The sequence below is a fragment of the Aquamicrobium soli genome (assembly GCF_042646345.1).
In the GTDB taxonomy this organism is placed as follows: Bacteria; Pseudomonadota; Alphaproteobacteria; order Rhizobiales; family Rhizobiaceae; genus Mesorhizobium; species Mesorhizobium soli_A.
The window spans coordinates 1-25051 of sequence record NZ_JBHRTK010000025.1; the positions used below are offsets into that span (position 1 = coordinate 1).

21 protein-coding genes are annotated in these 25051 nt (G+C 66.5%); 7 read left to right on the forward strand and 14 right to left on the reverse strand.

The genetic code is table 11. From position 1 onward, the window contains the following. Positions 1–261 precede the first annotated feature (261 nt). Together ACFOHJ_RS20220 and ACFOHJ_RS20225 are read right to left on the reverse strand one after the other, a co-directional pair. Positions 262–1425 (reverse strand): SGNH/GDSL hydrolase family protein, encoded by a 1164-nt coding sequence (locus ACFOHJ_RS20220; RefSeq protein WP_378224022.1) that lies wholly within the window; start codon positions 1423–1425, stop codon positions 262–264. A gap of 50 nt (positions 1426–1475) precedes the next feature. Continuing rightward, complete coding sequence (locus ACFOHJ_RS20225; protein ID WP_378224025.1) at positions 1476–2702, reverse strand: lytic murein transglycosylase; 1227 nt, start codon at positions 2700–2702, stop codon at positions 1476–1478. Between the two features lie 210 nt (positions 2703–2912). Between ACFOHJ_RS20225 and galU the strand changes: the two genes are divergently transcribed. Then, on the forward strand, positions 2913–3821 hold the full coding sequence (gene galU, locus ACFOHJ_RS20230; RefSeq protein WP_378224027.1) for a UTP--glucose-1-phosphate uridylyltransferase GalU: 909 nt from the start codon (positions 2913–2915) through the stop codon (positions 3819–3821). A gap of 28 nt (positions 3822–3849) precedes the next feature. Here galU and ACFOHJ_RS20235 read toward each other — a convergent pair whose 3' ends face one another. Further along, a complete protein-coding gene (locus tag ACFOHJ_RS20235; protein ID WP_378224030.1) occupies positions 3850–5439 on the reverse strand; it encodes an outer membrane beta-barrel protein in 1590 nt (529 codons plus the stop codon). Between the two features lie 247 nt (positions 5440–5686). On the opposite strand from ACFOHJ_RS20235, the gene ACFOHJ_RS20240 reads away from it, so the two are divergent. Next, a complete protein-coding gene (locus ACFOHJ_RS20240) occupies positions 5687–6667 on the forward strand; it encodes a KpsF/GutQ family sugar-phosphate isomerase (RefSeq protein ID WP_378224033.1) in 981 nt (326 codons plus the stop codon). 5 nt (positions 6668–6672) lie between these two features. Here ACFOHJ_RS20240 and ACFOHJ_RS20245 read toward each other — a convergent pair whose 3' ends face one another. From ACFOHJ_RS20245 to ACFOHJ_RS20285, 9 genes are all read right to left on the reverse strand, one after another. Further along, the gene (locus tag ACFOHJ_RS20245; protein WP_378224035.1) at positions 6673–7137 is read right to left on the reverse strand and encodes an NfeD family protein; all 465 of its coding nucleotides are present in this window, start codon (positions 7135–7137) and stop codon (positions 6673–6675) included. 15 nt (positions 7138–7152) lie between these two features. After that, a complete protein-coding gene (locus ACFOHJ_RS20250) occupies positions 7153–8100 on the reverse strand; it encodes an SPFH domain-containing protein (protein ID WP_378224037.1) in 948 nt (315 codons plus the stop codon). Positions 8101–8203: 103 nt separating this feature from the next. Next, the gene (gene hemH / locus ACFOHJ_RS20255; protein ID WP_378224067.1) at positions 8204–9259 is read right to left on the reverse strand and encodes a ferrochelatase; all 1056 of its coding nucleotides are present in this window, start codon (positions 9257–9259) and stop codon (positions 8204–8206) included. A 150-nt stretch (positions 9260–9409) separates the two neighbouring features. Continuing rightward, complete coding sequence (locus ACFOHJ_RS20260; protein WP_378224038.1) at positions 9410–9790, reverse strand: hypothetical protein; 381 nt, start codon at positions 9788–9790, stop codon at positions 9410–9412. A gap of 87 nt (positions 9791–9877) precedes the next feature. After that, positions 9878–11323, reverse strand: coding sequence for a homospermidine synthase (locus tag ACFOHJ_RS20265; RefSeq protein WP_378224041.1), 1446 nt, complete (start codon positions 11321–11323; stop codon positions 9878–9880). A gap of 138 nt (positions 11324–11461) precedes the next feature. After that, positions 11462–12385, reverse strand: coding sequence for a heme-dependent oxidative N-demethylase family protein (locus tag ACFOHJ_RS20270; protein WP_378224043.1), 924 nt, complete (start codon positions 12383–12385; stop codon positions 11462–11464). A gap of 42 nt (positions 12386–12427) precedes the next feature. Beyond that, positions 12428–13090 carry an aminotransferase class IV family protein gene (locus ACFOHJ_RS20275; protein ID WP_378224044.1) on the reverse strand — a complete coding sequence of 221 codons (663 nt, stop codon included), beginning with the start codon at positions 13088–13090 and terminating at the stop codon, positions 12428–12430. Continuing rightward, a complete protein-coding gene (locus ACFOHJ_RS20280) occupies positions 13039–14184 on the reverse strand; it encodes an aminodeoxychorismate synthase component I (protein ID WP_378224047.1) in 1146 nt (381 codons plus the stop codon). The genes ACFOHJ_RS20275 and ACFOHJ_RS20280 overlap by 52 nt, the downstream gene beginning before the upstream one ends. A 261-nt stretch (positions 14185–14445) precedes the next feature. After that, on the reverse strand, positions 14446–16293 hold the full coding sequence (locus ACFOHJ_RS20285; RefSeq protein WP_378224050.1) for a M3 family oligoendopeptidase: 1848 nt from the start codon (positions 16291–16293) through the stop codon (positions 14446–14448). A gap of 138 nt (positions 16294–16431) precedes the next feature. Here ACFOHJ_RS20285 and ACFOHJ_RS20290 point away from each other — a divergent pair, with 138 nt between their 5' ends. Beyond that, the gene (locus tag ACFOHJ_RS20290; RefSeq protein WP_378224052.1) at positions 16432–17964 is read left to right on the forward strand and encodes a sigma-54-dependent transcriptional regulator; all 1533 of its coding nucleotides are present in this window, start codon (positions 16432–16434) and stop codon (positions 17962–17964) included. Positions 17965–18253: 289 nt separating this feature from the next. After that, a complete protein-coding gene (locus tag ACFOHJ_RS20295) occupies positions 18254–20128 on the forward strand; it encodes a DUF882 domain-containing protein (RefSeq protein ID WP_378224054.1) in 1875 nt (624 codons plus the stop codon). Positions 20129–20382: 254 nt separating this feature from the next. Here the strand turns inward: ACFOHJ_RS20295 and ACFOHJ_RS20300 are convergent, their stop codons facing one another. Both ACFOHJ_RS20300 and ACFOHJ_RS20305 read right to left on the reverse strand, forming a co-directional pair. Further along, a complete protein-coding gene (locus ACFOHJ_RS20300; RefSeq protein WP_378224056.1) occupies positions 20383–21024 on the reverse strand; it encodes a 2-dehydro-3-deoxy-phosphogluconate aldolase in 642 nt (213 codons plus the stop codon). A 98-nt stretch (positions 21025–21122) separates the two neighbouring features. Then, positions 21123–22007: an N-acetylmuramidase domain-containing protein gene (locus ACFOHJ_RS20305; protein WP_378224058.1), complete on the reverse strand. Its 885-nt coding sequence runs from the start codon at positions 22005–22007 to the stop codon at positions 21123–21125. Between the two features lie 170 nt (positions 22008–22177). Between ACFOHJ_RS20305 and trhO the strand changes: the two genes are divergently transcribed. The 3 genes from trhO (at position 22178) to ACFOHJ_RS20320 (ending at position 24865) form a co-directional block, all read left to right on the forward strand. Then, a complete protein-coding gene (gene trhO / locus ACFOHJ_RS20310; protein ID WP_378224060.1) occupies positions 22178–23104 on the forward strand; it encodes an oxygen-dependent tRNA uridine(34) hydroxylase TrhO in 927 nt (308 codons plus the stop codon). 75 nt (positions 23105–23179) lie between these two features. Continuing rightward, positions 23180–23917: a tellurite resistance TerB family protein gene (locus ACFOHJ_RS20315; RefSeq protein WP_378224063.1), complete on the forward strand. Its 738-nt coding sequence runs from the start codon at positions 23180–23182 to the stop codon at positions 23915–23917. A gap of 192 nt (positions 23918–24109) precedes the next feature. Continuing rightward, positions 24110–24865, forward strand: a complete 756-nt coding sequence (locus ACFOHJ_RS20320) for an SDR family oxidoreductase (protein ID WP_378224065.1) — start codon at positions 24110–24112, stop codon at positions 24863–24865. The last annotated feature ends 186 nt before the right edge of the window (positions 24866–25051 follow it).

The window sequence follows — 25051 nt, forward strand, 5'->3', positions numbered from 1 at the left end:
CAAACAGCCCAAGAAGAATCCAAACTAAGTCTGATGTAAACACTGCCCCACAAGGGGGAGGGGGACTTTGCGGCAACTGCGTTTCCTGCTCGGCACCTTTCGCCACACGGGAGAGCAAGGGCGGCAGCGGTTCCTCACCCCTTCAGGGGGAGAGGTGGTTTGCGAAGCAAAGCGGAGAGGGGGCGGCACCCCAGGCGCTTGCCTGCTACCCGCAGGAGAGTTCCCACGGTCCTTGTCACCAACTGCGCGCTGGGTCGGCGATTACGGCGTCGTCGCGCCGGTCACCTCGGGGACGGGTTTCGGTTGGGCCGATTTCGGCGGCCATGAAAAATCGTCCGCCCGGCCGGGCACCGGGCCGGGGGCGAGGTCCGTGGTGGCGGCTTTCTGCTTCGCCGCGGCATCGCCGCGCGCGACCGGCACTGCGCCGAGAAGCTCGCTGCCGCCGTCGAGCGCAGGGTCGCTGAGCAGCATCGGCACGGTCCGGTCCACTGCCGCCGGGGGCGCTCCAGCTTCCGGTTCCCGCGCCGGTTCGCCGGCCGGAACGTGAAGCGAGCCGGGGCTGTCGAGCGCGGGCAGGCCAAGGATTTTCATCAGCGGCTTTTCGGCGTAGAAGGCGATCTTGCGCTTGCCGGCCTTGGTCATGTTGATGCCGTCGTCGCCGCGCAGGCGCACCGGCTGGCCGTTGATGTCCGGCCCGGTGGAGACGAATGCGCCGTTCTCGTCGACGAAGCCGTCCCAGATGTCGATGAATTCGCCGTGGTTCTGCTGTGCTGCCGAACGATAGATGTCGTTGAAGGCGAGCATGTCGGCCGTCATCTTCGAGGACTTGAAGGCGGGCATGCCGACCCACAGGAACGGCACCTTGCCTGCCGCGATCGCGCCGCCGAAAGCCTTCGTGCGTTGCGTGTACTGGCTGGTCCATGCCGGGGAGAGCGGAACTTCGCGCGTCTCGCCCACCTGCATCTGCTGGCGGTCGTTGGACCCGAGCATGGCGACGACGGCGGCCGGTTTCTCGGCTGTGATGATGGCACCCACTTCCTTCGGCCAGTTGTAGAAATCCTCGCGCACGAAGCCGGAGGACCCCTTGCTGCGGTCCACCACCCGCACCCGCGGGTTGTCGGCAAACGCATTCTCGAGGCCTTCCGCCAGCCCTGCCGCCAGGAAGTCGCCGATCACCAGCACGACTTTCGCGTCCTCCGCCTTTTCCACGGCCGGGGGTTCGGGGGCCGCCGCAGGCTGCTGGGCGGCGGGACGGGGCTTTCTTGCCTTCTTCGGCGGCGCTGGCGGAAAGCGGTCCACCGGGCCGAGAAGCTCGTAGCGCTCGCTGCGGCGCGGAAACAACAGGTCGCGCAGCGACCAGCCCTGGTCCTGCGCCCTTGCCGGCGTGTAGAACGCGCCTGCCACGGCAAGCGCGAGAAGAGCCATGAACAATATCGCGAGGCTGCCCGGCGGGCCCCGGAACCGCCTTGCTGGCTCTATTTCTTTCTCAGCCATTTGAGCACTTCCATGCTCGGATGCCCGTCCTGGGCCAGGCCGACGCGGGCCTGGTAGGCGAGGATCGCGGCCTTGGACCCTTCGCCGATCTTGCCGTCGAACTTGCCGTCGTAATAGCCGTGCTCGGACAGCCGCTGCTGCAATTCCTGCCGCTCCTCGAAGGACAGCTTGGTGAACGGCCGCTGCCAGTCGCGCACCAGCCCGCCGTAGCCGGCGATCTCGTCGGCCAGCAGGCCGACTGCGATGGCGTATTTGTCGGCGTTGTTATAGCGCTTGATGACCGAAAAATTGTTGATCATCAGGAAAGCGGGACCGCCGCGGCCGTCGGGCACCTTCAGCACGGCCGAATCCGACGTGTTGCGGAAGGGCTTGCCGTTGGCGCGGGTGACGCCCAGCGCCTGCCACTTCGCCAGCGACATGGAGCCGGCGGGGAACTTTCGGCCTTCGGGGAGGCGTACCTCGTAGCCCCAGGTGCGGCCCGGCTGCCAGCCGTTCTTGTGCAAAAGGTTGGCGGCGGTGGCGAGTGCGTCGGGAACCGAATTCCAGATATCGCGCTTGCCGTTGCCGTCCATGTCGACGGCATAGGCCTGGTAGCTGGTTGGGATGAACTGGGTGTGACCCATGGCGCCCGCCCAGGAGCCGCTGAGATGGCTTTCGTCGATGTCGCCGCTCTGCAATATCTTCAGCGCCGCGATCAACTGGGTGCGCGCGAACTTGGCGCGCCGCTTGTCGCCGTAGCCGAGCGTCGCCAGCGAACGGACGACGCTGCGCATGATGTCGTCGCGCTTGAGGATTTCGCCATAGTTCGATTCCATCGACCAGATGGCCAAAAGGACATAGCGGTCGACGCCGAAGCGCTGCTCGATGCGGTCGAGCCACGGCTTCCACTTGCGCGCCATCGCCTGGCCGGTGGCAATCGACTGGTCGTGGACGCGGTTGTCGAAATAGTCCCAGGCCGGCGCGGTGAATTCGGGCTGGTAGCGGGCCTTCTCCAGCACCACCGGGTCGGGATCGTTGATGCCGCGGAACGCCCGGTCGTAGGTCCTGCCGGAAACGCCCTGCTGGATCGCGGTCGTGCGGAAGGCGGATACCCACTGGCGGAAGCCGGCGTCGGCGAAGGCCGATGTCGAAGGCATCAGCACGGCAAGCGAGAGGCCGATAGCCGTCATGGTACGGGCCAGGCGTCGGGCTGCGTTGCGGGCGGGCATCATTTCCTCCTTCTCAGGTCCAGGAAAGACAGTCATGACCGAAGCAGGTTAGCAATGAGTTTACCATAGGTGCTCGAGGGAACGAAAAGTCGTGATAACGCTTGTGAAGGCGCGGGACTGCATTCGGACCACCTTATTTAGGTGTGGTTTACCCGTTGCGTCCAGAAAGTATAATTACGCTTGGCCCTTCAGGATGGACGATCAGATAGCATGAAAAGAGTTCGCAAGGCAGTGTTCCCGGTTGCAGGCCTCGGCACGCGGTTCCTTCCCGCGACCAAGGCGATTCCGAAGGAAATGCTCACCGTGGTCGACCGGCCCGTCATCCAGTACGTCGTCGACGAGGCGCGCGAGGCAGGTATCGAGCATTTCATCTTCGTCACCGGCCGCAACAAGGGCGTCATCGAGGACCATTTCGATATCCAGTTCGAGCTCAACCACACGCTTGCCCAGCGCGGCAAGGAGGGGCAACTGGCGATCCTGGAAAAGTTGCAGCCGATGGCCGGGCAGGCCAGCTTCACCCGCCAGCAGGAGCCGCTCGGCCTCGGCCATGCCGTGTGGTGCGCGCGCGACCTCGTCGGCGACGAGCCGTTCGCGCTGCTTTTGCCCGACATGATCACGCTGCCCGGGCACGGCTGCCTGAAGGACATGGTGGACCTCTACGACCACACCGGCGGCTCGATCATCGCGGTCGAGGAGTGCGACCCTTCCGAGACGCACAAATACGGCATCGTCGGCAAGGGCGAGGACGTCCATACCGGCTTTCGCATCAGCGGCATGGTGGAGAAGCCGAAGCCGGGTACTGCGCCCTCCAATTTCTACATCAACGGCCGCTATATCCTGCAGCCGCAGATATTCGACATCCTCGCCCGGCAGGAGCGGGGCGCCGGCAACGAGATCCAGCTTACCGACGGCATGCTGAAACTCCAGGCGCAGGAAGCCTTCCATGGCTACCACTACCGCGGCCGCACCTTCGATTGCGGCTCGCCGGAAGGGTTCGTCGAGGCCAATCTCGCCTTCGCGCTGGCCCGCGCCGACATGAACGGCAGCATGCGCGATGTCATCGCCACGCTGCTCGACGAGATGGGCGCAGCCGCCGAACCGCAGGCCGTCGCGCGCTGATCTCCCTTTCGGCGAGCGGAAAAATACTTCAGCGCTGCAGCCTGAGGCCGAGGAAAACGCTGTTGGTGGTTTCCTCGCGCCCGGCGATGTTGGAAGTCAGCTTTTCCGTGCGCACGCGCGTGGTCAGGCCGGCATAGCGGGAGAGCCACCAGGTCAGGCTCGCCTCGGCGCTCAGCGTCAGATCATGGCCGTCGGAGCCGACATAGTCGCGCCAGCCGGCACCCAGCGCGGCTTTGCCGGTCAGGTTGCTGCGAATCTGCCGTTCCAGCGAAAGCTGGCTCCAATAGAGGATCGAACCGCTTTCGCCGGGCGTCGTGGTGCCTTCCACGGTCGTTGCCCCCGAAAGCGCCACGTTGGTGCCGCGCTCGGGCGACCAGCGAAGATTGGCGTTGACCGTGGCCCCGGAGACCGGCGCCAGCCGGTCGTCGTCGAGGGCTTCGCGCAGCCAGCCGGCCGAGAATTCGCCGGCCAGTTTCTCGCCCAGGTCCAGTTCGACGCCGGCGCGCGCGCCAAGCCGGGTGGCCGAGCGCTCGTATCCGCCGCTGTCGACGCGCTGGTCGTAAAGCCTGCGGCCGGCCTCGATCTCCACGAAGGGCGTCAAGGCCGGCGATATGGCGTAGCCGCCGCGCAGCGTGGCGCTGTAGAGCGTGGAATCGCGATCCTTCTGCGAGAGCGGTCCGGTCGTCAGTTCGGCGTCGCCATAGGTTTCATGCTCCGCCGCGCCGGTGAGGCCGAAGCGGGCCTTGCCGATCGCCTTGTCGAGGCTGAGGCTGCCGTTGAAGGTCTGGCGCAGCGGTTGCGAGATCGCGCCGCCGATGGAAACGGGGGAGGAAGCCGATTCCGGTACCGCCTCATAGCCGAGTCTGGCGGTGGCGCTGAGGTCCCCTTCGAGCTCCAGCGTCAGCGCGCCATCCACGCGGCCGCGCACGTCCTTGACCTCGGCGCCGGAGATCGACCTGCGCCAGGTGAGAGTGCCGTCGGCGCTGGCGGTGTGCCGGCGCCAGTCGGACAGGGCGTTGAGCCGCAACGTCGTTTCCGACAGCACCGCCGCGCCGCCGCCGAAGCTCGAATCGGCGTTGGAGGTGGCGGTCAGTCCCTGTTCCAGCGACGGTCGCAGGATGAACGAGCCGGCCCGGATGCCGACTGCGGCGAACGGATCGTCGTCGCGGGCCCGGGCCAGCCGCTCGATGGCAAAGGCGCGTTCGGCACCGCCATCGAGCACCGGGTTTTCTTCCAGGCGGATGGGTTGGGCGCGCGGGTTTTGCGGCTGCAGCCAGCCGTCGTCCTCTGCCGCGCTTTGCGTGGATTTGGCGGCCAGCGGCGGGGCAGGCGCGATCAGCGCGTCGCTCGCCTGCGGGGCGCTGCGGCGCGGCTTGGCGCGCGGTTCGGGGTCTTCCGGCGGGATGACGTTCGGTGACGGCTTGGCGTCGGTCTCCGCCGGCACGCTGCCCGTCGTCGTCGCGGTATCCACCGTTTCGGGCACGGCGACGGCGGGCTGGCTGCCGGGAGGCGTTGCGGCTGCTTCGATGGCCGCGTCGGCTTCCGGCAGCGCGATGACCGGAACCGCGTCCTGTGAAAACCCGCCGCGCAGGCCCAGTTCCTGAGCGGTGGCGGACATGGCCAAGGCGCCCGTCGCCAGCAGCAGCGCGCAAGCGGCGCTGCCTCGGCGGCTTCGGCTTGTGGATCGAAAAGGCGGCATCGGGACCCCGGCAGCGCGAGCGCGCCATACTTACCGAACCGTAAATCGGGATGGTTAACGGAGGGTTGAGACGGCCTTGCCTTCGCCGCCCGCCCGCCAATTCCGTTGGACAGCGAAGCTTCGAGGCAGTAAGCGCATCTGCATGACAGTATCAGGAATGCCGCGCATGAAGCAGCCGGATCGGCGAGAGGCCATCGCCTCGGCGCTCAGGACCATCTCGACCGAGCAGGCGGGCATAGCGGCGCTGGCCGATGCGCTGGAAAACGGCCTTGCCGAGCCGTTCGCCCGGGCCGTCGAGGTTCTTGCCGGGATAGAGGGTCGCGTCATCGTCACCGGCGTCGGCAAGAGCGGCCATATCGGCTCCAAGCTGGCGGCGACGCTGGCTTCCACCGGTACGCCCGCCTTCTTCGTGCACCCGGCCGAAGCCAATCATGGCGATCTCGGCATGATCGCGCGCGACGATGCCATCATCGCCATCTCGTGGTCGGGCGAAACCGTCGAACTGAAAGGCATCATTGCCTATTCGCGGCGCTTCTCCATTCCGCTGATCGCCATAACGGCGGGCGAGGGCTCGACGCTCGGCCGCGAGGCCGACGTGCGGCTGCTGCTGCCGCGCGCGCCGGAAGCCTGCCCGCATGGGCTGGCGCCGACGACATCGGCGCTGTTGCAACTGGTGATCGGCGACGCGCTGGCGGTGGCGCTGCTCGAAGCGCGCGGCTTCACCCCGGATCATTTCCGCACCTTCCATCCCGGCGGCCAACTCGGCGCCAGCCTGACGCAGGTGCGCGAGATCATGCATGTCGGCGACACCGTGCCGGTGGTGGCCGCGGGCACGGCCATGCGCGAGGCGATCCTTGAAATGTCGGGCAAGGGTTTTGGCTGCGTGGCGATCACGGACGGGGCCGGCGCGCTGGTCGGCATCATCACCGACGGCGACCTGCGCCGCCAGATCGACAACGACCTTTTGTCGCTCAGCGTCGACCAGGTGATGACGCGCAACCCCAAGACCGTGCGGCCGGAAACCCTGGCGGTCAAGGCGTTGCAGATGCTCAACGCCTCGTCGATCACCGCGCTGATGGTGGAGGACGGCGGCAAGCCGGTCGGCCTCGTCCACCTGCACGACCTGTTGCGCATCGGCGCAGCTTAAACAAGTCAGGCTTCCTCGACGACCAGTTCCAGATCGGATTCCGTGGCCGCGACCACGCGTACGCGCGCGCCGGCCGGCAGGTCCGGGCCTGAAACGCGCCAGAACGTGTCGCCGAGCTGGATGCGGCCGTGGCCGTTGCGGATCGGCTCGGCGAGCGTCGCCGTCCTGCCGATCATCTGCTCGCTGCGCCGGTTGAGCAGGGGCTGGTCGCTCGCCTGGGTGCGCGCGCCCATCAGCTTCTTGCCGGCATAGGCGCTGAGCAGCGACAGCACCAGGAAGACCAGCACCTGGATCTGCCAGCCCCAGAACGCGGCCTGCCACGGCAGCAGCGACACCGCGCCGACGATCAGTGCGGCGATGCCGATCCACAGCATGAAGACGCCGGGCAGGACGATTTCGAGGCCCAGAAGGATGATGCCGAGAACCATCCAGTTCCACGGCCCGAGTTCGGCCATAAGTTGCCCGATCATGGCTTTGCCGATGCCTCAGTTGTCGCCGCGCACCACCGGCGGCCGCGAAGCCGGGCGCTGCGCGGAGGTGGGCCCGGACTGGCCGAACACTTCCTTGGCGATTTCGCCGATGCCGCCCAGCGTCCCGATCAGCGAGGAGGCTTCGAGCGGCATCAGGACCACCTTGGAATTCGTCGCCGAGCCGATGCGGGTCAAAGCTTCGGTGTATTTCTGGGCAATGAAGTAGTTGAGCGCCTGCGGGTCGCCCTTGGCGATCGCTTCCGACACGACCTGCGTGGCCTTGGCTTCGGCTTCGGCGGCACGCTCACGTGCCTCGGCGTCGCGGAAGGCGGCCTCGCGGCGGCCTTCCGCTTCGAGGATCTGCGACTGCTTCAGGCCCTCGGCGGCGAGGATCTGCGCCCGCTTGTCGCGCTCGGCCATCATCTGGCGGCCCATGGATTCCACCAGGTTGGCGGGCGGGGTGATGTCCTTGATCTCGACGCGGGTGACCTTGATGCCCCACGGATGCGCCGCCTCGTCGACGACGCGCAGCAGCCGCTCGTTGATGGCGTCGCGGTTCGACAGCAATTCGTCGAGGTCCATCGAGCCCATGACGGTGCGGATGTTGGTCATCGTCAGGTTGAGGATGGCGCTCTGAAGTCCGGCGACCTGGTAGGCGGCCTGCGGCGCGTTCAGCACCTGGAAGAAGGCGACACCGTCGACGGCCACGATGGCGTTGTCCTTGGTGATGATTTCCTGCGTCGGGACGTCCAGCACCTGCTCCATCATGTTCATCTTGGCGCCGATGGCGTCGATGAAGGGAACGATGAGGCTGAGGCCGGGGGTCAGCGTCTTGGTATAGCGGCCGAACCGCTCGACGGTGTAGTTGAAGCCCTGCGGGACCGTCTTGATGCCCTTGAACAGCACCAGGATGACCAGGGCGGCAAGAACGATGAGCGCGATGTCGAAACCGGAAAAGTCCATGCCGCTTCCCTCCAGCAGTCTTCGGCAGGCGGAATTTCACCTGCCCCCGACTGACACTTAAGGGGAATTCGCCGTCGTTACAATCGGCGCGGGCAGGGTGGCGTCAAACCCAGCCGCCGAGTTCGCGCCGCACCATCGCCTCGATCACGGCCATGCCTTCCTCGCTGTCGTTGAGGCAGGGGATGTGGCTGAATTTCTCGCCGCCGGCGGCCTCGAACTCCTCGCGCACCTCGCGGCCGATTTCATCCAGCGTCTCGATGCAATCGACCGAAAAGCCCGGATTGAGGATGGCCATCGACTTCACGCCTTCATGCGCCAGCTTCTCCACCGTCTTGTCGGTGTAGGGCTGGAGCCATTCCTGCGCGCCGAAGCGCGACTGGAAGGTGGCGAACATCTTGCGCTCGTCCCAGCCCAGCCGCTCGCGCAGGAGTTGCGTCGTCCGCAGGCACTGCTCGAAATAGGGGTCGCCCTTTTCCGAATAGGCTTTTGGGATGCCGTGGTAGGAGGTGAGCACCACCTCCGGCTCGAAATCCAGCGTCGCCAGATGGCGCTCGATGGAACGGGCCAGCGCGTCGATATAGACCGGCTCGTCGTAATAGGGCGGCACGCTGCGGATCGCCGGGGCGCGGCGCATCTTCATGAGCGCGCGAAACAGCTGGTCGTTGGCGGTGGCCGTCGTCGTCGCCGAGTATTGCGGATAGAGCGGGAAGGTCAGGATGCGGTCGCAACCGGCCTCCACCAGCGCCTTGGCGACGCTGGCCGTCGAGGGATTGCCGTAGCGCATCGCCCAGCCGACCTTGACGTTGGGCAGGTCGGCCAGCGCCTGCGCCAGCTTTTCGGCCTGCGCGCGGGTGAAGGTGTGCAGCGGCGACTCGTTCTTCTCGCGGTTCCAGATGCGCTCGTAGTTGGCGCCGGATTTTTGCGGCCGCGTGGTCAGCACCAGGCCATACAGGATCGGGTACCAGATCGCCTTGTTGAGTTCGATCACGCGCGGGTCGGACAGGAATTCCCGCAGGTAGCGCCACATCGGCTTGTAGGCCGTGCCGTCCGGCGTGCCGAGGTTGAGCAGCATGATGCCGACCTTGGCGGGTTCTGCCACCGCACCGGCAGCGGCGGACGGGACAGCGGTTTTCGCGGAAGAGGCGATCGGGGCGGACAGCGTCGTCAAGGGTGGTTCTCCTGGCTGCCATCAGCGTAACCGTATGGCGCACGGTTGCAAGGACGCGTCTGGCCGCACCCCCGGCCGCGCGCGCGGCCGAACAGGAAACGGCGTCCATCGGACGCCGTTCCGTGATGCCGATAAAGAAGTTCAGCCGCGCCGCGTCAGGACGAAGTTCTGCCCCGAGGCGCTGGTGCAGTTGAGCTGGCTGGTGGAGACCAGCAAACAGTTGAAGCTGATCGGCGACTGGCGGATCAGCGAGGTGCCGTTGATTTCGACCGAAGTCGAGCCGGTCATGACATAGCTGCCGTCGGACAGCTTCTGGCCGGTATCGGTCGCGACCGTCTGGAAACGGCCGGCCGAGAAGGTCGAGAGCCCGGTTCCCTGCGCGTCGATCCAGGAGCCTTCTACCCCGCGCGGGGCGAGGCTGCCGCCCGGAGGCGCGGAAGGGCCGCCGGTGGTGCAGGCGGCCAGCGTCAGGGCTGCCGCTGCCGCGACGCCGGCTGTAAGCGTGGTGCGAATATGCGTCATGGGTGTGTCTTCTCCTCGGTCCGCTGCCTTTTCAATCACTCCATTTTCGCAGTGATTGCAAGGGATGCGGGGTGGGTCCGCCTTGCTCTATCGCACCAGGATGTTGCGGAACTGCCACGGATCGCTCGTGTCGATGTCCTCGGCGAACAGGCCGGGGCGGCGATCGAGTGGCGTCCAGTCCGTATAGTGGCCCTCGATCGGTCCGAGATAGGCGGACTGAACCTCGAGGCAGCGGCGGTAGTCCATCTCGTCGGTCTCGACGATGCCCGCCACCGGGTTTTCCAGCGCCCAGACCATGCCGGCGATGACCGCCGAGGTCACCTGCAGACCGGTGGCGTTGTGGTAGGGCGCGAGCTTGCGTGCTTCCTGGAGCGACAGGTGCGAGCCGTACCAGTAGGCGTTCTTGGCGTGGCCGTAGAGAAGCACGCCGAGCTCGTCGACGCCGTCGACCAGCTCGTTTTCCTCCAGCACGTGCTGCGTTTCCTGCGCCTTGCCTTCGGCGCCGAACATTTCGTGCAGCGACAGCACCGCGTCGTTGCACGGATGGTAGGCGTAGTTGCAGGTCGGGCGGTAGCGCACGGTGCCGTCGCCGTCGCGGACGGTGAAGAAATCGGCGATGGAGATCGCCTCGTTGTGCGTCACCAGGAAGCCGTATTGCGGGCCGGGGGTCGGGCACCAGGTGCGCACGCGCGTGTTGGCGCCGGGCTGCTCCAGGAAGATGCCGGCCCCGCAGCCTTCCTTGTGCGTGCGGGCGTTGTCGGGCATCCAGTTTTCATGCGTGCCCCAGCCGAGTTCGGCCGGCTGCAGCCCCTCGGCAATGAAGCCCTCCACCGACCAGGTGTTCCAGAACGTGCCCATCGGCTTCGGCCGGGCGGCGCGCTGGGTATCGCGCTCGGCGATGTGGATGCCCTTGACGCCGGCCTTTTCCATCAGTGCGGCCCAGCCTTCCCGGTCGTGCTGCGCCGGTTCGGTGAAATCGAGGCCGAGGTCGCGGGCAAGGTTGAGCAGACCCTGCTTGACGAACCACGAAACCATGCCGGGGTTGGCGCCGCAGGTGGAGACGGCGGTAGGGCCGCCCGGATTGTCGCGCTTTTCCTTGAGCAGCGTCTCGCGCAGCGCATAGTTGGTGCGGCTGGCATTGTCGGCCTCGGCATCGAAATAGAAACCGAGCCACGGCTCGATGACGGTATCGATGTAGAGCACGCCGAGTTCGCGGCACAGCCGCATCAGGTCGACCGAACCGGTATCGACCGACAGGTTGACGCAGAAGCCACGGCCGCCCCCCTTGGTCAGCAGCGGGGTCAGCAGTTCCCGGTAGTTATCCCTGGTCACCGCCGCTTGCAGGAAGGCGATGCCGGCCTTGTCGATCGGCGCGCGGTCGATTTCGCGCGGATCGATGACGACGGCCCGCTTGCGGTCGAAGGTGAAATGGCGCTCGATCAACGGCAGCGCGCCGCGGCCGATCGAACCGAAGCCGATCATCACCACCGGGCCGCTGATTTCTCCGTAGATGGGCCATTTTTCATTCGCCATTTGCGGGGGCACTCCTTTGCTGTTGAAACGATTGGGTGGTGCGGAAACCGATGTTTCCAGCCGGCGGGCCGCTCATGGCACGCCTTTATGGCAACTGTCTTACATTTTCGGGCGGGATAAGGCGAATCGGAACGATTCTCAGCCGCCTCGAGCCATGGAAAGCAGCAGGTCCACCAGCCGGTCGCGATCCGCCGTCATGCCCTTGTAGTCCAGTTGCGCGGCGTCGAGCGCCGTCAGTTGCTCGGCGAAGGACGAGGCGAGCCTTGCCCGCTCGGGATGCTCGGCGATGACCTTCAGCGGGTCGAGGTGGATGCGGATGGTGAACAGCACGTCGCGCGAGAGCGGCAGCTTGCGCAGCGTCTGCCGCTCGATGCGGATGAAGGCCGAGGCCGCCATGTCGCGGCCCGGGAATTTCGAGGGCCGCGTGGCCGCGCGTTCGTCGCGCGCGTCGTTGGAAAGCGGCAGGTAGAGCGCATCGCCGGCCTGGATCGACCAGTTGTAGCGCTCCATCAACTGGTCCGGCGACAGCGCGTCGAACATGCGCGCGATCAGTTGGTCGGGCCGCGAGCCGGGACCGAAACCGGGCACCGGCACGTGGATTTTTTCCAGCGGCTGGCGGAATTTCTCCTGGAGCGACCATGAAGAGGGAAAGCACAGCGAGCCTGCGGCCAGGCGCCAGCCCTCGTCGCCGCGGCGCATCAGGATCAGGTCCTCCTGGACCTGAAGCGAGGCGTGATAGAGTGGCTGGTCGTCGAGGCTGCCCGCTGGCGCGGGGGTAAAAGCCATGGCGCGTTCGGGAGCGTGCTGGTGCAGGTGGCCGGCGATCAGGTCCGCCACTTCCTGCTGGGCCGCCTGCGTGCCGGCTTCGGCGACGAAGACCTTGTCCGGAATCTCTGCGTAAAGCCGGCGTTTTTCCTCGATATAGGCCGGATAATGCGCGTCGATCTCGATCCAGCGGTCGAAATCGATCGGTTTCAGGCCGATGGCGAAGGGTTTTGAGGTGCCGTCATAGGGCGTGTGGGTGGGCAGGGTGGTCACGATGGGTCCGTTGTCGCGTATCATGCGTGGCTACCAAGGGCCGCACCGCGACGCAATGCGCGGCCTTTAGGCCAGCCGCGCCGGGATCAGCCCCCGTAGCGAATTGCCGACGAACAGGGCTTTCGCCTTGCCAAGGTCGGCCGCCGGCAGGATCGCTTGCCTGGCCTGTCCCCGGTCCAGCAGTTCGGCCCGCAATACGCCGGCAAGCAGGCCGCACTCCAGATGCGGTGTCAGCAGGATACCGTCGCCGAAATCCGCAAAAAGGGTGGCGATGGTGCCTTCGCAGACCTCGCCGCGCTCATTCGCCAGAAGGACTTCGTTGACCTCCGCAGTTGGATATTCGGCGCGCGCCTGCGCATAGGCTTCGCGGCGCGTGGTCTTGTGGCGCAGCAGCCGGTCGCCGGAACGAAGCGTCGTGCTGGCAAGTTTCAGGCGCCACACGGTGCCGGCCGGCAAAGCCGCGAACGATTGCGCCGTCGCGCTCGCGCCGCCGTCCGGCGACAGCAGCAGGCGCGCCCGCATCGGCGTTTGCGTGGCCTTGACCGCCCCGGCAAGCGCGGCAGCGGCCCGCTCGCGGTCGAATGCGAAGCCGAGTTCGGCAGCCGATGCGGCAAGCCGCGCCATATGCCGGTCGAGGCGCACGAAGCCCACTTCCGGCTCCCAGCGCAGCGTTTCGATCAGGTCGAAGCCGGCGGGCTCCCCGTCGCGAAGCGGGCCTTGAGCAGACACTCCTGATACTCCTCCTCAACCCTGGAATCGAAGACGATGCCGCCGCCGACATTGTAGGTGGCCTTGCCGTCGGCAAACAGCGACAGCGTGCGGATCGCCACGGAAAAGCGCATGCGGCCGCCGGGCGCGATCCAGCCAATGGCCCCGCAATAGACGTCGCGCGGCGTGCCTTCCAAGTCGTGCAGGATCTCCATGGCGCGGATCTTCGGCGCGCCGGTGATCGAGCCGCACGGAAACAGGGCGGCGAAGATGCGGCGGATGGAAAGTCCGGGCAACAGCTTCGCCCGCACGCGGCTGACCATCTGGTGCACGGTCGGATAGCTTTCGATGCGGAACAGTTCCGGCACGTCGAGCGTGCCGACCTCGCTGATCAGCGAAATGTCGTTGCGCAGGAGATCGACGATCATGCGGTTTTCGGCCTGGTTCTTCTCGTCGTTGCGCAGGAAGGTCTTCAGCGCCTCGTCCTCGGCCGGCGTCGCGCCGCGCGGGGCGGTGCCCTTCATCGGATGCGTCTCGATCCAGCCTTCGTCGTCGACGGCAAAGAAAAGCTCGGGCGAGCGCGACAGCACGATCGGTTCGCCAAGGTCGACCAGCGCGCCGTAGCGGACCGGCTGGCGCTGCGTCAGCGCGTTGAAGGCCGCCATCGGCTCGCCGGTCCAGTGGGCATCGATCGGAAAGGTCAGGTTGCCCTGGTAGCAGTCGCCTTCGCGAATGTGGCGATGCAGCCGGGCAAACCGCTTTTCATAGGTCTCGAAGGACCAGGTGGCCTTCGCATCGAAGATCGGGCCGTTGGTGGCCGGCTGCTTGGGCGACGGCGGCTTGGCGTCGGAAGGGGTGTCGAACACGCCGAGGCACACGAGCGGCGCGCGGCGGCTCTCTGGCAGCAGCGGCACCAGCTTGGGCTCCAGCAGGTAGCCCGCCTCATAGGAGAAATACCCGGCCAGCCATTTGCCGGCCTCGTGCGCCTCTTGCGCCGCCGCAAGCGCCGGTTCGAACTCGTCGGCCGACCGCGCGACGATGATTTCGGACGGCTGCTCGAACAGCACCTCGCGACCGGCAAGGTCGTCGCGGAAAAGGGCGAAGGGGGCGTTCATCGTGGCACCCCGTCTGTGTTATCGGCGGTATATCCGCCCGTTGGCAGTGTACCCCCACCCCTAACCCCTCCCCACAAGGGGGAGGGGAATTTTAGTGTGGTAGACGGCATTGAGCATCGCGGCAGTTTGCGCGCGGGCACAGGGAATCCCTGTTTGCCTCCCCCTTGTGGAGAGGGGTTGGGGGTGGGGGTAAACCCTTGGCCGTCAGGCCGGAGAGGGGCAACGTAATGCGCTGTCATCGAATGCCGTTCCCGGCTCGCCTCAGTCCAGCGTTTCCAGTTCGTCGATCAGCCCGCCGATGACGCCGAGGCCGATCTGCCAGAAGGCGGGGTCGGTGGCGTCGAGGCCGAAGGGGGCGAGCAGTTCGGAATGATGCCTTGTGCCGCCGGCGCGCAGCATGGCGAAATACTTCTCCTGGAAACCGCGTTCCGCGTTCTGGTAGACGGCGTAGAGCGAGTTCACCAGGCAGTCGCCGAACGCGTAGGCGTAGACGTAGAACGGCGAATGGATGAAGTGCGGCACGTAGGTCCAGAAGGTCTCGTAGCCGTCGCGCAGCTTGATGGCCGGGCCGAGGCTCTCGGCCTGCACCTCCAGCCAGAACTCCCCCAGCTTGTCGGCGGTCAGTTCCCCGTTCTTGCGCTCGGTGTGCACCTTGCGCTCGAATTCGTAGAAGGCGATCTGGCGCACGACCGTGTTGATCATGTCCTCCACCTTCTGCGCCAGCATGGCCTTGCGCTCGCGCTTGTCCTTGGTCTGGTCGAGCAGCGAGCGGAAGGTCAGCATTTCGCCGAACACGGAAGCGGTTTCGGCGAGCGTCAGCGGGGTGGAGGCCATCAGCGCGCCCTGGCCGCCCGCCAGCACCTGGTGCACGCCGTGGCCGAGTTCGTGTGCGAGCGTCATCACGTCGCGCGGCTTGCCCATGTAGTTGAGCAGGACATAAGGATGCACCGACGGCACGGTCGGATGCGCGAAGGCGCCCGGCGACTTGCCAGGCCTGACCGGCGCGTCGATCCAGTTCCGGTCGAAGAAGGTGCGGGCGATGCCCGCCATTTCCGGCGAGAAGCGGTTGTAGGCGGTCAGCACCGTATCCCTGGCGGCATCCCAGGGAATGGTTGCCCTCGGCGTTTCGGGCAGCGGCGCGTTGCGGTCCCAGTGGTTCATCGTCTCCATGCCGAGCCAGCGCGCCTTCATCGCGTAGTAGCGGTGGGAAAGGCGCGGATAGGCCTCGCGCACCGCGGCCGCCAGCGCATCCACGACCGGCCTCTCGACGCGGTTGGCGAGGTGGCGTGAATCGGCGATATCCTCGAAGCCGCGCCAGCGGTCGGAGATTTCCTTGTCCTTGGCGAGCGTGTTGGTGATCAGCGTGAAGGTGCGCAGGTTCTTCCGGAAGGTGGCGCTAAGCGCTTCGGCCGCCTTGCGGCGCACCTCGCCGTCGGCGTCCTGCAGCCGGTTCAGCGTCGGCTCCAGCGTCAGTTCCTCGCCGTCCACGGTAAAGCGCAGGTCGGTCATCGTCTCGTCGAAGAGGCGGTTCCAGGCGCCGCGCCCGGTCACCGACTTTTCGTGGAAAAGCTGTTCGATGCGGTCCTCGAGCTGGTAGGGCTTGTCCTTGCGGAGGTCGAGCACCCAGGGCCGGTAGTGGCCGAAGGTCGCGTCTTCATCGAGCGCCTTTTCGATCGCCGCGTCGTCGACCAGGTTGAGCTCCAGCGCGAAGAACAGGAGATGCGAACTGGCGTCCGTCATCTTCTGCTGGATATCGCCATAGAGCTTGGCGCGGGCCGGGTCGGAGGTATCGCCGGCATAGACGAGCCCGGCATAGGAAACGATGCGCCCCATCAATTCCTCGAGCCGCTCATAGGCGCGCAACGCCTCGCCCAGTCCGCCGGCGGCCCCGCGCGCGGCCTCGGCGGCGAGCGTGCCCTTCCAGCGCTTTTCAAAGGCGACGGCGTCGTCGTTGGCGGCCTTGAGATCGCGCGCAAGCTCCGGGGCGTCCATGCCGGGATAGAGATCGGAGAGGTTCCATTCCGGCAGGTCGCCCAGCGCCGCGGAATTCTGTTCGGCACCGTGTCCAAGGGAAACCGTCGCCGCCGGGCGAACCGAAACTGTGCGCATCGCCTAATACCTTACCGAGAGGAGAGCCGGTCGAATCCTAAGCAATTCATTCACCGGCTTTTTTGAAAGCTTATTTAGAACCCTGTGCCAGGATGATCCATAGGGCAGAGTTTTAAGGCGGGCAAACTCGAAGTTTCCATGGCGGGCTCAATTCTCATAGTCGACGACGACCCGGTGCAGCGGCGGCTGCTGGAGGCCGCCGTCAGCCGGTTCGGCTATGCCGCGCTGGCCGTTGACGGCGGCGAGGCGGGCCTCAAGGCAATGGACGGCCCGGCGGGGCGCGACGTCGCCGCCATCATCCTCGACCTCGTCATGCCGGGCCTCGATGGCATCGGCGTGCTCAAGGCGATGCGCAAGCGCGGCATCGGCGTTCCCGTCATCGTACAGACGGCGCAGGGCGGCATCGATACCGTGGTGTCGGCCATGCGCCACGGCGCCTTCGACTTCGTCGTCAAGCCGGCGTCGCCCGACAAGCTGAAGGCCTCGATCGCCAACGCGCTCGAGGTCGAGGCGGTGGGCGACGAGGTGAAGCGCGCCGTCGGGCGTGCCGGCCGGCGGCTTACCTTCAAGGACATGATCACGCATTCGCAGGCGATGGAGCGCGTGGTGCGCCTCGGCCAGAAGGCGGCGGCTTCCAACATCCCGATCCTGATCGAGGGCGAATCGGGCGTCGGCAAGGAACTGGTGGCGCGCGCCATCCAGGGTTCCAGTGAGCGGCGGTCAAAGCCGTTCGTCACGGTCAATTGCGGGGCGATACCCGACAATCTGGTCGAATCGATCCTGTTCGGCCACGAAAAGGGGTCGTTTACCGGCGCGACCGAAAAGCATGTTGGCAAGTTCGTCGAGGCCCATTCGGGCACGCTGTTCCTCGACGAGATCGGCGATCTGCCGCTCGACGTGCAGGTCAAGTTGCTGCGCGCCGTGCAGGAGGGCGAGGTCGATCCGGTCGGCGGCCGTTCCACCCTCTCGGTGGACATCCGGCTGATCTCGGCCACTCATCGCGACCTGCTGCAACAGGTCAAGGACGGGGCGTTTCGCGAAGACCTCTACTACCGGCTCAACGTCTATCCGATCCATGTGCCGCCGCTGCGCGAGCGGCGCGAGGACATCGCCCTTCTGGTCGCGCATTTCCTCGACAAGGTGAGTTCCGCCGATCCGCGCCGGCGCTTCACCGGCGTTTCCGCCACGGCCCTCGCGATGCTGGAAGCCTACGACTGGCCCGGCAACATAAGGCAACTGGAGAACGCCGTCCTTCGCGCCTCGGTGCTGGCGGACGGGGCGCTGCTGACGGAGGCGGATTTCCCGCAGATCAGGGCGCAGGTCGAGGGCGTGGTGCGCTTGGAAGGCGAGGGCGGCGCGGCCGAAGACGAGCCGGCTTTCCCCGATCCGCTGCCGGCTGGCGATCGCGCGGCAGGCGGCGAATCGGCGGCCGCTGCAACCGCTGAACCGAGGCCGCGTTTCGGCAAGCTGGATGCGCTGGACGAGCGCGGCAACGTCCGTTCGCTGGCCGCGGTCGAACTGGAAATGATCAAGCTGGCGATCGACCACTATAACGGCCAGATGAGCGAGGTGGCGCGCCGCCTCGGCATCGGCCGCTCCACGCTCTACCGCAAGCTCAAGGAGCACGGCATCGACCCCGAAAGCGGCCGCGTCGAGCGAATCGTTTCCTGAACTTCGGGCAGGCGGTTCGTCGCGTTCGGCCGGCGGGATTTCCACCGCCTGTTCACGCATTGTGGCAAGCGGTAACAGATCGTTCCTTTCCGGCGCCGAAAGATCATCTAAACCAGCAGTTTACTATGAGACTCTTATGCGTGCTTTCGCCAGGTTCCTGCCACGGTGTCACCGCATTTGAGCTTCAATAAGCGAGGATTAACCATTAGGATTGATTATTCGGATGTGACTTCGCCGCATCCGTTTGGACAAATCCGGGGACAAACGGCAGCCTGCAAGGCCTTTTGATTTGGACAAAATCGAACGACACAAAAACGGGCGTTCTCTGCGTGCGGGCAGCTGGCCGAAGTGGCTGCTGCCGACGCTCGCCGCCGCCGGGTTCCTGGCGCTGACGACCGGCGGTGCGTCCGCCGATACGCGGTCCCTCAAATTCTACCACCTGCACACGCACGAGAAGGCCGAGATCGTCTACAAGCGCAATGGCCGCTACGATCCCGCTGGCCTCAAGAAGATCGACTACATCCTGCGCGACTGGCGGCGAAACGAGCCGGTCAAGATCGATCCGCGCCTGCTCGACCTCGTCTGGGAAGCCTACCGCGCCACCGGTTCGCGCGAATATATCCAGGTCATCTGCGGCTATCGCGCGCCGGCAACCAACTCCATGCTGCGCAGCCGCAGCAAGGGCGTGGCGCAGAAAAGCCAGCACATGCTCGGCAAGGCGCTGGACTTCTACATTCCGGGCGTGCCGCTGAAAAAGCTGCGCGACATCGGCCTGAAGATGCAAGGCGGCGGCGTCGGCTATTATCCGAGTTCCGGTTCGCCTTTCGTCCACATGGACGTCGGCAATGTGCGGCACTGGCCGGGCATCAGCCGCCAGGAACTGGTCAGCCTGTTCCCGCAGGGCAAGACCTTGCACGTGCCTTCCGACGGCAAGCCGTTGCCCGGCTACGAGCAGGCGCTCGCCGCCTACCAGGCGCGCAAGAGCAGCGGCGGCACCGCGATCGCGCTGGCCAGCATGGGCGGCGGCGCCAAGAAGTCCGGCGGGCTTCTGGCGGCGCTGTTCGGCGGTGGCGCCGACGAGGAAGAGGATGTCGCCGACGTCGCGACGGCCCCGGCCCCGAAGGCCAGGACGGTAAAGCAGGCACCGGCCGAAAAGAGCCTTCCGGGCATCACCATCGTGTCGCCTGAAAACGCGAAGCGTGCCGATACCACCCAGCTTGCCGATGCCGCCGACGCGGCGCCGGAGCCGGAGACGCCGGCCCGGATCATCGCGGCACTGCCGGCCCGCAGCATCCCCGTACCCGGCTTTGCGCCGCGCCCAAAGGCGGATGTCGGCGTCCAGGTGGCCGAGGTCGCGCAGCCCGCCGACCAGCCGCAGACGGTCCCGTTCGCGATGGCCGACGCCAGCGCCGCGCCGGTCGGCGCGACCGCAGCTTCCGCCGATGCGGCGCAGGTCGCCGTCAACAACATCCCGCTGCCGACCTGGCGTCCCGCGACGACGCCGCCGGCCGAACTTGCGCCGAAGAACCATGATGCGGTGCTGATGGCGCTTGCCGATACCGCGAAGCACGGCAACCCGGCGGTGGACGCCCTGACCGTGCTGCCGTCGGCGCGACCTGAAGTCGGTGCGCCGGTAGTCGCTGCCGCCGCGCAACCCGGCATCGTGCAGGCGAAGGTTACGCGCGACGAAATCAAGGCCGTTCTCGAACGCGTCTCGGCCGAGGACTACAACGTCGCCTCGCTCTCCGAGGTGGCGGTGCCGCGCTCGGCCTTCAACGACCCGTCGGGCATCGATGCGGCGTCGCCGCGCAAGGCCGTCGCCTCGCGCGCGGCCGGGTCGGATCCTGTCTCGGCCATCGGCGCCGGGGTAAAGACGACCCGCAAGGAAGCGCGCGCCAGCGCCCGCGACCTGAAGCCGGAACCGAAGGCCATCGTCGTGTCGGCACAGCCCGATGCGGCCCGCTGGGCGCTGCACGGCGCCGACTACAGCGCGACGGTCACGGATTCGGCCAACGCGCCGCGCTATGCCTATAACGTCGTGCGCACCGCGCCGACCGAGGTCTACACCAACGGCTTCCAGACCGGCGACGAGATGGCGAACGCCAACCGCTTCACCGGCAACGCCGTGAAGTTCATGTCGGTCGCACGCTTCGCCAGCAAATAACGACAGGTGATCCGCTTCGGCGGATCGCCGCGTCCGGCGCAAGTTTTGCCTTTCAGTGGGGTTTGTTTCCCCGTCTTCCCTCATGAGGGAAGACGGTTGTTCAGGGCGCCTTTCCTCTACCCCACGCATGTGGGGAGAGGTGGCGCGCGAAGCGCAACGGAGTGGGGATATTCGCGAGAGACTATGACTTGGCCCCGAGGGACAGGTCGAAAGCAGGAATCGACTGGCCGGCCGACAGGCGGAGACTGGCGCGTTCAGCGCTGGCCGAGCGCGTTGGCTTCGCGCGCCAGCATTTCGATGGTGTCCCAGCGGCCGGCTTTCACCAGATCGTCGGGGGCGACCCATGAGCCGCCGATGCAGGCGACGTTGGGCAGGGCCAGGTAGTCGCCCGCGTTGCGGACATTGATGCCGCCGGTTGGGCAGAAGCGGGTGCCGGCGAAGGGTGACGCCAGGGCCTTGAGGAAGGCGGCGCCGCCCGCCTGCTCGGCCGGAAAGAATTTCAGGAAATCGAGACCGGCCTCGCCGGCCAGCATGATTTCCGCCGGCGTGATCGCGCCCGGCAGCAGCGGAACCGCGCTGCCATCGGCAGCGGCCAGGAGGTCGCGGGTAAGGCCGGGACTGACGATGAACTGCGAACCGGCCTTCGCCGCTTCGTCGAACTGGCGCGCGTTGAGAATGGTTCCGGCGCCGACGATGGCCTCCCCGACCTCGCCGGCAACGCGGCGGATCGCCTCCATGGCGGCACCGGTCCTGAGCGTGATCTCGATCATCGGCAGGCCGCCGCGCGCCAGCGCGCGGGCCAGCGGCACGGCGTGCGCAATGTCGTCGATCTTGAGCACCGGTATCACCTTCTGGCCCTTGAGGAGCGACAGGAGGACTTCTGACTTGCTGGGCATTTTTCTTTCCGGGCGAGTGATGTGTTTTAAACCGATTAACATGGGCCGGTTTGGTTGTCCATGAATGGGGCGGGCGGCGGGCGCGGCCGATTGCCGTTTCAGGAACGCCCGAAAACGCGTGCCAGCCAGCCCACCAACGATGTCCAGAAACCGGGCCTCTGGATGCTTTTTGGCGCAGCGTCGGCATTTTTCAAGGCCTCCAGCTTCGCCATCGTCTTCGGCCCCACAATGCCGTCAGCGGCAAGCGCGTGATCGGCCTGGAACCGCTTGACCGTACGTTGCGTAACGGGACCGAAGATGCCGTCGGCGGCGAGCGGATAGCCGAGTTCGGACAGGCTGCGCTGAAGTTTTTCGACCGCCGTCCCCTTCATGCCCCGCCGCAGCAGCGCTTCCCCGGTGAGTTGCGTGTAATCAGCATAGGCGTTGGCCAGCCTGCGGTCGTAGCCGCTCCTGGCATAGGCCGGGCCGTTGTAGCCGCGCGCGAAACTGGCCCAGTCGTGGGCGGCCAGCGCCTTGGACAGGCCCGCCTTTTCGATATAAAGCGCCATCAGCCGCACCTGTCCGGCAACCCCGGAGCGCGCTTCGGCGACCAGCGCCTCGACGCTGTCATACCCCAGCCACAGCCAATGCGCCCCCATCACCTGGCCGATCCCCCAGGAGGCCGATTCGTAGGCGGCGCGGGCGTCGATGGCTGCAGCCTGGTTCAACATGCGCCAGCGCCCGGCTTGCGTTTTCGGGTTGGCGACGGCCCCGGCTACCGGGGCCGACAGTCCCCTTTCGCGGGCGACGGCGCGGTCTTTCTCGCTCAGCCGCCGGTCGAAATAATGGCCTTCGAAGCGGATCAGCGGTTCGCGCCGGCCGTCTACCATGGCGAAGGCGATGCCGCCGCTTTCCACCTCGGCGACCGCCAGCAACGTCGCGGGCTCCACGCCGAGATCGCGTGCGGCGCTGGTGATTTCCGACATGACGTCCGTGGTGAACATAAAAGCGGCCTCCGTTGGGAGGAAATTCTCACCGCGTTTGGCGGCGGGGGGATAACGCGGCGGCCGGCCGGCGTTTCCGTGCTGCGGCGTCCGGTGGGCAAACCTTTGGCCCGGTTGCCAAAACCGCGCCACCTTGAAACGCCGCCGGCGAAAGTTTAGGGGCATTGGCCATGAATTCGTCCACGCCTTCGTCGCCGTTTCGCGTTGCCGCCCTCTACCGCTTCTGCCGGCTGGAGCGGTTCGAGGCGCTGCGCGAGCCGTTGCTGAAGCTGTGCGAGGAACAGCACCTCAAGGGTACCCTGCTGCTTGCCCCCGAAGGCATCAACGGCACCGTCGCCGGCGGCGAGGCGGGCATCGCCGCCCTCATGGCTTACCTCGAAACGGTCCCGGAATTCGACGGCCTCGAGGTCAAGTACAGCACCGCGGCCGCCATGCCTTTCCATCGCATGAAGGTGCGGCTGAAGCGCGAGATCGTCACCATGGGGGTGGAAACGATCGACCCGCTGCAAAGCGTCGGCACCTATGTCGATCCGGCCGACTGGAACGCGCTGATCAGCGATCCGGATACGGTCGTCATCGATACGCGCAACGGCTACGAGGTTTCGCTCGGCACCTTTGCCGGCGCGGTGGATCCGCAGACGGCCAGCTTCCGCGAGTTCCCGCAATGGATCGAAGAACACCGCGCCGAACTCGACGGCCGGAAGGTGGCGATGTTCTGCACCGGCGGTATCCGCTGCGAGAAGGCGACCGCCTATGTCAAGTCGCTCGGCATCGACACCGTGTTCCATCTCAAGGGCGGCATCCTGAAATATCTGGAGGAAGTTCCGGCCGCCGACAGCCTGTGGCAGGGCGAGTGCTTCGTTTTCGACGAGCGGGTTTCGGTGGCGCACGGGCTGGTCGAAGGGGACGCCGAACTGTGCCGCGCCTGCCGCTTTCCGTTGACGGCCGAGGACAGGCTTTCGCTGAAATACGAGCCGGGGGTTTCGTGCCCGCACTGCTTCGAGGCTCGCTCCGAGGACGACCGCGCCCGCTATGCCGAGCGCCACCGGCAGGTCCGGCTTGCCGAGGCGCGGGGCAGGGCGCCGCATATCGGGTGACAAAAGCGCGGGCTTGTCATTGCAATGCCGGCGTCACACCCTACCTTTGCGGGGCCATTCAACGCGGAGGTCCTGATGTTCGATCCAAAGAAACTGCTCGACGGCCTGCTCGGCTCGTCGGCGACCGGTACAGGCGCGCAGGTGCGCGGCAAGGCTGAGCAGGCGCTGCAGATGGCGCGGGACAATCCGCTGGCCGCCGGTGCACTGGCGGCGGTGCTGCTCGGCACCGACCCCGGCCGCAAGGTGGCGGGCGCGGCGATCAAGCTCGGCGGCCTCGCCGCCATCGGCAGCCTCGCCTACCGCGCCTACCAGAACTACCAGAACGGCAAGAGCCCGGCGCCGGCGCCCGCTTCCGGCGAGCCGGAATTGCTGCCGCCGCCTTCCGATACGGGGTTTCATCCCTCGCAGGCGCAGCAGGGCGAGGCCGAGTTCGCGCTGACGCTGGTGCGGGCGATGATCGCCGCCGCCAAGGCCGATGGCCGCATCGACGACGACGAGCGGCAGAAGATCGTCGGCCGGCTCGGCGAGGCCGGCATGGACGGCGAAGCCGAAGCCTTCCTGAAGGCGGAACTGGAAGCCCCGCTCGACCTCGACACGCTGGTTGCTGCCGCCCGCAGCGAAGAACAGAAGATCGAGCTTTACACGGCCTCGCGGCTGACGGTCGATCCCGACAGCCGGGCAGAGCGCGGCTATCTCGACATGCTTGCGGGTCGTCTCGGCCTGCCGGACGCGCTGGTCGATCACATCGAGGCGACGGTCTCCTCGGTGAAGGAACCTGTCGCGGCAGGCAGCGCGCCCGGCTCGCGCTGGTAGGGCGCGGCCGGCACGGTGGCGCGTTAACCAAACGTTAACCTACCGGGCGCACAATTTTCCTTAATCGGATCAGCTTTCCTCCTCCCGAGCATGGTCCGGATCTGGGCGGTCGCCAATGGCCGCCCTTTTTGTTGGGCCTTGCCTCGCGCCCGGGCTTTTGCGATGGCTGCGGGACCGACAGAGGAGGCGTTCATGGCAGGCGAGAAGACGGCGATCGTTACCGGAGCCGGCAGCGGCATCGGCAAGGCCGTGGCGACGACGCTGCTCAAGGCCGGCTGGAACACGGTATTCTGCGGCCGGCGGGTGGCGATGCTGGAAGCCGCCATCGCCGAAGCCGGAAACGTCGAGGCCGGCGCGCTCGCCGTGGGCTGCGACATCACCAGGCCGCAGGAGGTCGAGGCGCTGTTCGGCAAGGCGGTCGAGACGTTCGGCCGGGTCGACCTTTTGTTCAACAATGCCGGCATCGCCTACAAGTCGGTTCCGATCGACGAAATCCCGGTCGAGGCCTGGAACGACGTCGTCGCGGTCAACCTCACCGGTTCCTTCCTTTGCGCCCGCGCCGCCTTTGCCGCGATGCGGCGGCAGCGGCCGATGGGCGGGCGCATCATCAACAACGGCTCGGTTTCGGCGCATGCGCCGCGTCCCGGCTCGGTACCCTATACGGCCACCAAGCACGCCATCACCGGGCTCACCAAGACGCTGGCGCTGGACGGGCGCCCTTACGATATCGCCTGCGGCCAGATCGACATCGGCAACGCGCTGACCGACATGGCGCAGGCGATGACCGTCGGCGTGCCGCAGGCCAATGGCGAGATCGCGGCCGAGGCCGTGATGGACGTCGCCCATGTCGGCGAGGCGGTGCTGCACATGGCGAGCCTGCCGCTCGACGCCAACGTGCTGTTCATGACGGTGATGGCGACCAAGATGCCGTTCGTCGGGAGAGGGTAAGGCGGTTGTCCCCCTTGAACTGATGGGGAGGGGAAATGCTTGCGGGGCCGGGTAGCCGCCGGTCCGTCGCGCTGCGCGCGCCACCACCTACACGCGCGGCAATCGCACATGGCTTTACCCCCGCCCCCTAGCCCCTCCCCACAAGGGGGCAGTGTTTACATCAGACTTAGTTTGGATTCTTCTTGG